Source organism: Streptomyces xiaopingdaonensis (assembly GCF_000262345.1).
In the GTDB taxonomy this organism is placed as follows: domain Bacteria; phylum Actinomycetota; class Actinomycetes; order Streptomycetales; family Streptomycetaceae; genus Streptomyces; species Streptomyces xiaopingdaonensis.
The window spans coordinates 21,876-28,711 of record NZ_AJTQ01000262.1; the positions used below are offsets into that span (position 1 = coordinate 21,876).

The window sequence follows — 6,836 nt, forward strand, 5'->3', positions numbered from 1 at the left end:
GCCGCCGCCGGTTCAGAAGAAGACCGAGCGGCGGTTCACGAGCAGCTTGTAGAGCGTGTGTTGAATCGTCTCGCGCACCTGGTCGGTGAGGTTGAACAGCAGCATCGGGTCGTCCGCCGCCTCGGGCGCGTACCCGTCGGTGGGGAGCGACTCCCCGAACTGGATCGTCCACTTCGTCGGCAACGGTACCGCGCCCAGCGGCCCCAGCCAGGGGAACGTCGGCGTGACCGGGAAGTAGGGGAAGCCGAGGAGCCGTGCGAGCGTACGGGAGTTGCCCACCATCGGATAGATCTCCTCCGCGCCCACCACCGAGCACGGCACGATCGGCGCGCCCGTCCGCAGCGCAGTGGAGACGAAGCCGCCCCGCCCGAACCTCTGCAGCTTGTACCGCTCGGCGAACGGCTTCCCCAGCCCTTTGAACCCCTCGGGCATCACCCCGACGAGCTCGCCGCGCTCCAGGAGCGCCCCTGCGTCCTCGGTACAGGCGAGCGTGTGCCCCGCCTTGCGCGCCAACTCCCCGACGACGGGCAGCACGAAGACGAGGTCGGCGCCGAGGAGCCGCAGGGTGCGATCTGCCGGATGGTGGTCGTGGACGGCGACCTGGAGCATGAGCCCGTCGAGCGGCAGCGTTCCCGAGTGGTTGGAGACGATCAGCGCCGCGCCCTCGTCGGGTATGTTCTCCAGCCCGCGCACCTCGACGCGGAAGTACTTCTCGTACAGGGGGCGCAGGAGCGACATGAGTACCTGGTCGGTGAGTTCGCGGTCGTAGCCGAAGTCGTCGACCTCGTACTCGCCGGTGAGCCGCCGCCGAAGGAAGGCGAGCCCGTGCGCGGCGCGGTCCTCCCAGTCGGAGCCGAGCAGCCGCTCGAGCATGCTCGGTTCTGACGCTTCCGATGCGGGCGCCGCCGCTCTCCGCCCCTCGTTCGGGGGAACGGGTTCTGCTTCCGAACGTGACTGCTCCGGTACGGACTTGAGCGGACCTTCGCCGGGAGTCGACCGCCGCGTGGACGTGCCACTCCCCCTCTCGCCCTCTTCGGTGCGCATGCGACGCTCCCGCCCCATACCGCGCCCCCGCCCGCGGTCGTCGTCGAACGGAATCACCTTCGCGTCAGCCACTTCGACGCACCTCCTACCCCTACTTCCGACCGGGCAGCAGCCCGGCGAACAGGTCGACGGCACCGGCCAGCCGCCGCGGCGGAACAGGGCCGGGCCCTCGCCTTCGCAGGAACGCCGCCAGCACCTCGGCCGTGCTCCGCCGCGCGGTGAAGCCGAGCACCTCCCGTGCGTGCCTCGTCGCCACCGCGCCCCCGTGCGTCAACACGTCGACGAGTTCCGCCGGCAGATCGGGCGCTCCCGCAGCGCGCAGCGCGGCCCCCGACCACCCCAGCGCCGGAAGCGGCAGCGGCACCGTCGGCCGCCCCAACCGGCGTGCGCACTGCGAGAGGAGGAGCACGCCGTCGCCGGCGATGTTGAACGTCCCCGCCGGCCCGTCGGGTTCGAGTACCCGGTGGAGCGCGCCGAGCACGTCCTCCTCGTCCACGAACTGGAGCCGCGGATCGTGCCCGAGGACCGTCGGCAGCACGGGCAGTGAGAAGTAGCCGGCGAGCGGGGCCTCCCGGGCCGATCCCAACTCGTGGGCGAAGCGCAGCACCGAGACCGCGACGTCGGGCCTTCGGCGCGCGAACCCGCGGACGTATCCTTCCGCCTCGACCGCGTCCTTGGCGAACCCGCCGCGCGGCAGGGACCGCGAGCGCATCGTCTCGTCGAAGAGCGCGGGATCACGCGGCGCCGAACCGTAGACGCCCGTGGTCGACTTCACGACGAGCCGCCGCAGCGCCGGCGCCTTCTGGCACGCTCCGAGCAGCTGCATCGTCCCGATGACGTTGGTCTCCTTGACCGCGGTGCGCGAACGCCCGAGCGGCGACGGCGTCCCCTGCAGGTCCAGATGGACGACGGTGTCGACGCCGTGCCCCGCGAGCACGCCGGCGATCGAGGGCTGCCGTATGTCGAGCCGGACGAACTCCGCGGCCCCGAGCGGATGCGCGGGCTGCCGCAGGTCGACGGCGACGACCCGCTCCACCTCGTCCGAGTCCTGGAGGCTGCGGACGAAGGCACCGGCGCTCGCACGTGCCGCCCCGGTGACGAGTACGACCCTGCCCAAGGCCCCTCCCTGAAGGCTGCTCCCCGGTCCCCACCGGCGGGACGCACGGTCCCGACGCGGCGCCCGCACAGGCGGCCGCGGGGAGCGCCCACGGTACCGACCGGGTGTTGCGCCCCGGTGACGGGAGACGTCTTCGGGCGAACTCCCGCTGGAGCGACGAACGCCGCCCTCCCCGGCACCGTGCGGTGCGGGAAAGGGCGGCGATCAACGACGTCTGTGCGCGCTCACTTCTTGTTGCGACGCTGCACGCGCGTGCGCTTCAGCAGCTTGCGGTGCTTCTTCTTCGCCATCCGCTTGCGCCGCTTCTTGATGACAGAACCCACGACAACCCTCGCTCACGCGATGCGACCCCGCCTCGTGGGCGGGGGCGACTCATTTCGAATCACTCGGTGCGGGGCGTCCGAGCCCACACGACCTACATAGGGCCAGCCTACCCGGCACCGGGGAGTGCTCGTTAACCGAGGGTCGCCGGAGGAACGGGTGCGGTCCGGCGGACCGCACCCGCCCTCTGCGAGCGCCGCTGAACGTCAGGCGCTCTCCACCCCCACGTAGGACTCCTGGAGGTACTCGTGCACGGCCTTTTCCGGAACCCGGAAGGACCGGCCGACCCTGATCGCAGGCAGATGACCGCTGTGCACCAAGCGGTACACGGTCATCTTGGAGACTCGCATCACCGAGGCGACTTCCGCCACGGTCAGGAACACGACCTCGTTGAGAGGTCCCTTACCAGCAGCCATGTCACACCTGAACCTTCCGCACATGTCGGGCACCGGCTTCCCCTCCGGTGACTCCTGGTCGCATGTGCGCTCCTCCCCAGATTAGGGGCGGGTGATGCAAGTGGTGAAGAGGAGTAGCGTTCAGCACGCTTCTGGGACAGACACGCTCGATTGAGTACATAGCGAGTAAGCGCACGGTAGTAACCGGACCGCACCGCGTCATCAACCGGAACCGGAGCGCACGCCACGCCCGCCCACCGCCCGACCGATTCCCGCTCTTTCCCCACTCCTTGTCCGGCCCTCCGCCGACCGGCTCCGACCAGCAGGTTCTCGACGTGAACCGCCCTGAACCACCGCCGGACGAAGGCGAGTTGCCATCGCGCCGCGGGAACTTCCCGGCACCGAACGGGAGTCTCCCGACGCGCCCGTCCCGCGCCGCGCGCCACCGGCCCCGGGGACCCCGCAGGGCCCTCACAGGGACTCTCCGTGCGTAGCTCCGGTTGTACGAGCGTACCTGGAATCGGGTCGTTATGTCGACACGTCTGCCCGTCGCTGATGCTAGTACACCGCAGCAGAGTGCCGAGGACGGTGAGTCCCATGTGGCGTAGCAGCCCGGGAGTCGACGCGCGTGCCCGCTCCGCCCCGCGTCCCACACCGCCTGCCGCACACGGGCCGCGCACCCCGCCACAACGGCCAGACACCGGACGCTCGTTGCCGGTCACTTTCCCCGGATCGAGTGACGCACCACACCGGCCAACGCCCAACTCAACAGGCACACCTTCACGTTCACGGCACACTCCGGCCCGCGCCGACAGCTGCACCTACGGCAGGAGACCGTGCGCGGGGAAGACGGCCCGCCGCACCCGCACCACGACCCGATCGAGCGCCTCCGCCGGGTCGTACCCCGACTCCCAACCCCGCCAGGAGACTGCCACGCCGTCGGTCATCCGCCGCGGCTGGAGCACCTCACCGGTCCGCGCGTACACCTCGGCAAGCCAGTCGGCCGGCACTTCGGTCCCCGGCTCGACGGGCGCACCCGCCACCAGGCCCACCAGGTGCGTCCAGGTCCGCGGCACCACCTCGACGACCGCGTACCCTCCGCCGCCGAGCGCGAGCCACCTTCCGCCGGCGAACTCGTGGGCCCAGCCGTGGCACGACTCGGCCGCGGCCCGTTGCGCGTCCACGCTCACGCCCAGGTGAGCCAGCGGGTCGTCCACGTGGGTGTCGGCACCGTGCTGCGTCACGAGCACCTCGGGAGCGAAAGCCCGGAGCAGCTCCGGAACCACCGCATGCATCGCCCGCAGCCAACCGGCGTCCGAAGTCCCCGCCGGCAGCGGCAGGTTGACGGACGTGCCCTCCGCGTCCGCGCCACCGGTCTCCTCCGGCCAGCCCGTGCCGGGGAAGAGCGTGCCCGGGTCCTCGTGGACGGAGATCGTCAGCACCCGTGGGTCGTCCCAGAACGCGGTCTGCACACCGTCCCCGTGGTGCACGTCGGTGTCGACGTACGCCACGCGCTCGGCGCCCATCTCCAGCAGACGCGCGACCGCGAGAGCCGCATCGTTGTACACGCAGAACCCCGAGGCGCCGCCCGGCATCGCATGGTGGAGGCCGCCGCTGAAGTTCACGGCGTGCTCGGCCTCCCCTCGCCACACCGCTTCCGCCGCGGCGACCGACATCCCCGCGATCAGCGCCGAGGCGTCGTGCATACCGGGGAAGGCGGGGTCGTCCATCGTCCCGAGGCCGTACTCTCCGCGAGCCGACGCAGGGTCGGCGGCTGCCTTGCGCACCGCGTCGATGTAGTCCTGCCGGTGCACGAGCCGCAGCGTCGAGTCACCGGCCGCCGGCACCGAGCGCACCGTCAACTCCCGTGCGCGGGGCAGGACCAAGGCCTCTGCGAGACGCATCGTCAAAGCGAGCCGGACGGGGTCCATCGGGTGTCCCGGACCGAAGTCGTAGGCGGTGACCGCCTCATTCCACATCAGCTGCGCGCGACCGCTCATGCCGCTCACCGTATCCGCCGCCCGCCCCGTCGAACGAGCGCGCGTACCCCAGTGTCACCAGTACGAGCACCATCGGGATCAGCATCGCTCCCCGATAGCTCCACGCGTCCCCGACCGCCCCCACCAACGGCGAACCGACAAGGAACCCCACGTAGTTGAAGATGTTCAACCGCGCCACCGCTGCATCCGACGCCCCTGGGAAGAGCCTCCCCGCTGCCGCGAACGTCTGCGGCACGAGCACGCAGAGCCCCAGCCCGAGCGCGGTGAACCCGGCCATCCCAACCCAGGCACCCGGGGCTCCCGCCACGACCGCGAACCCGAGCGCGGCCAGGACCGTCCCCGCACGCACGACGGCGACCGCACCGAAGCGCCGCACCCCGAGGTCCCCGACCGCGCGACCCAGCAGCGTCGTCACCATGTAGACGTTGTAGGGCACCGTGGCCAGCTGCTCGGAACCCCCGAGCACGTCGTGCAGGTACTTGGCACTCCAGTTGGAGACGGTCGAGTCGCCGATGTACGCGAACGACATCACGAGGCAGAGCGGCAGCAGCAGCCGCATCCCCGGCCCGCCCCCTCCGGGCTGCTGGACCGGATGCTCCCCGGCCGGAGCGTCCCGGTACCACCGGCTCGCCACCAACGCCACCGGTACCGCAACGAGCACCACGGGCCCGTACAACTCCGCCAGCCCCCACGCCCAGTGAGCCCCGCACCACGCCAAAGAAGCGCCCACGATCCCGCCGAGACTGTAGGCAGCGTGGAACCCCAGCATGATGCTCCGCCCGTACTCACGCTGCAGGCTGACCCCGAGCATGTTCATCGACGCGTCGAGCGCACCCACGAAGAGCCCGAACGCCCCGAGCACCAGACACAGTTGCACGAGACCGTCGAACGCACCGACCCCCAGCAGTGCCAGCCCCACAACCGGCTGTGCCCACCGCAGCACCACGCTCGGCCGCACACTCCGCACAACCCGCTCGGTGCAGACACTCCCCACCCCGGCCAACACCGGCACCGCAGCAAGGAAGGCCGGCAACGCCGCGTCCGACAGCTCGTACCGATCCTGCACCGCAGGGATACGCGTCACCAGGAGAGCGAAAACGACGCCCTGGACGAAGAAGGCAACAGCGAGGGATATCCGCCCACAAGAGCGCCGCGTACGTGACATGAACGCACCCTAGAAGCGGGAGTGGTTCACCGACAGATGTAGCGTTCACTCACTCCCGAGCCCCAACAGCCCCGGCAGCTCGGCCATTTCGGAGAAACACGCCCTGGCCCCGCCCAACCGCTCCCTCGGCGTCATCGCACAGAAACCGAGAACGTCCATCCCGGCCGACCGTGCAGCCTGCACCCCCGCAGGACTGTCCTCGACGACGACGCACTCCTCGGCCTGCACCCCACGCACAGCGGCCGCATGCAGAAACAGGTCGGGAGCCGGCTTCCCCCGCCCCACATCGTCCGCACTGAACAGAGCCCCCTCGGGAAAGAACTTTTCCAGCCCCGTCTTCCGCAGCGCGACCCGTATCCGCTCGTGGCTCCCCGACGACGCCAGGCAGTACTCGACGCCGGCTTCGCGCAGGGCGAGCAGAACTTCGGCCACCCCGTCCACCGGCTCCAGTTCCTCCCGGAACGCCTCGAAGACCCGCCCGTGGAACACCTCGTCGAAGTCGGTCGGGAGCTCGCGCCCGCTCCGCTCCCGAACCGAGTCGTGGATGCTGTGCACCGCCGAGCCCATGTACCGCTCGATCGACTCCTCGTAGCTCGTCGGATGCCCCAACTCACTCAGGTACTCGGCGAGAATGCGATTCGATATCGGCTCGCTGTCGACGAGCACCCCGTCGTTGTCGAAGACCACCAGCTCACAACCCATACCGGCACCCTACGAGAACCCGCGGCCCAGAAAAATGCCGACAATAAAAAAGGTGGGGAGGGGGTGCGGGGGGAAATTTCCCCTCACACTCC

The 6,836-nt window shown here is 70.2% G+C and carries 7 protein-coding genes; all 7 read right to left on the reverse strand.

Going from position 1 to position 6,836, the window contains the following annotated elements:
- Nucleotides 1-12: 12 nt before the first annotated feature.
- Entirely contained in the window at nucleotides 13-1,116 is a 1,104-nt protein-coding gene (locus UWG_RS0121170) for a lysophospholipid acyltransferase family protein (protein WP_029391647.1), read from the reverse strand.
- Between the two features lie 19 nt (nucleotides 1,117-1,135).
- Nucleotides 1,136-2,161 (reverse strand): NAD-dependent epimerase/dehydratase family protein, encoded by a 1,026-nt coding sequence (locus UWG_RS0121175; protein WP_016909207.1) that lies wholly within the window; start codon nucleotides 2,159-2,161, stop codon nucleotides 1,136-1,138.
- 224 nt (nucleotides 2,162-2,385) lie between these two features.
- Nucleotides 2,386-2,484: a 30S ribosomal protein bS22 gene (locus UWG_RS32295; RefSeq protein ID WP_003948845.1), complete on the reverse strand. Its 99-nt coding sequence runs from the start codon at nucleotides 2,482-2,484 to the stop codon at nucleotides 2,386-2,388.
- A 204-nt stretch (nucleotides 2,485-2,688) separates the two neighbouring features.
- A complete protein-coding gene (locus UWG_RS0121185; protein ID WP_033196280.1) occupies nucleotides 2,689-2,898 on the reverse strand; it encodes a helix-turn-helix domain-containing protein in 210 nt (69 codons plus the stop codon).
- An 800-nt stretch (nucleotides 2,899-3,698) separates the two neighbouring features.
- Entirely contained in the window at nucleotides 3,699-4,877 is a 1,179-nt protein-coding gene (locus tag UWG_RS0121190; RefSeq protein ID WP_016909209.1) for an acetoin utilization protein AcuC, read from the reverse strand.
- A complete protein-coding gene (locus UWG_RS0121195) occupies nucleotides 4,846-6,042 on the reverse strand; it encodes an MFS transporter (protein ID WP_016909210.1) in 1,197 nt (398 codons plus the stop codon). The genes UWG_RS0121190 and UWG_RS0121195 overlap by 32 nt, the downstream gene beginning before the upstream one ends.
- Before the next feature lie 45 nt (nucleotides 6,043-6,087).
- Nucleotides 6,088-6,744: an HAD family hydrolase gene (locus UWG_RS0121200; protein ID WP_016909211.1), complete on the reverse strand. Its 657-nt coding sequence runs from the start codon at nucleotides 6,742-6,744 to the stop codon at nucleotides 6,088-6,090.
- Nucleotides 6,745-6,836: the final 92 nt, after the last annotated feature.

Excerpts from the sequence above, each read along its gene's own strand:
- UWG_RS0121190 (WP_016909209.1), bottom strand. The coding sequence starts at position 4,877 with ATGAGCGGTCGCGCGCAGCTGATGTGGAATGAGGCGGTCACCGCCTAC.
- UWG_RS0121200 (WP_016909211.1), bottom strand. The coding sequence starts at position 6,744 with ATGGGTTGTGAGCTGGTGGTCTTCGACAACGACGGGGTGCTCGTCGAC.
- UWG_RS0121195 (WP_016909210.1), bottom strand. The coding sequence starts at position 6,042 with ATGTCACGTACGCGGCGCTCTTGTGGGCGGATATCCCTCGCTGTTGCC.
- UWG_RS0121185 (WP_033196280.1), bottom strand. The coding sequence starts at position 2,898 with ATGGCTGCTGGTAAGGGACCTCTCAACGAGGTCGTGTTCCTGACCGTG.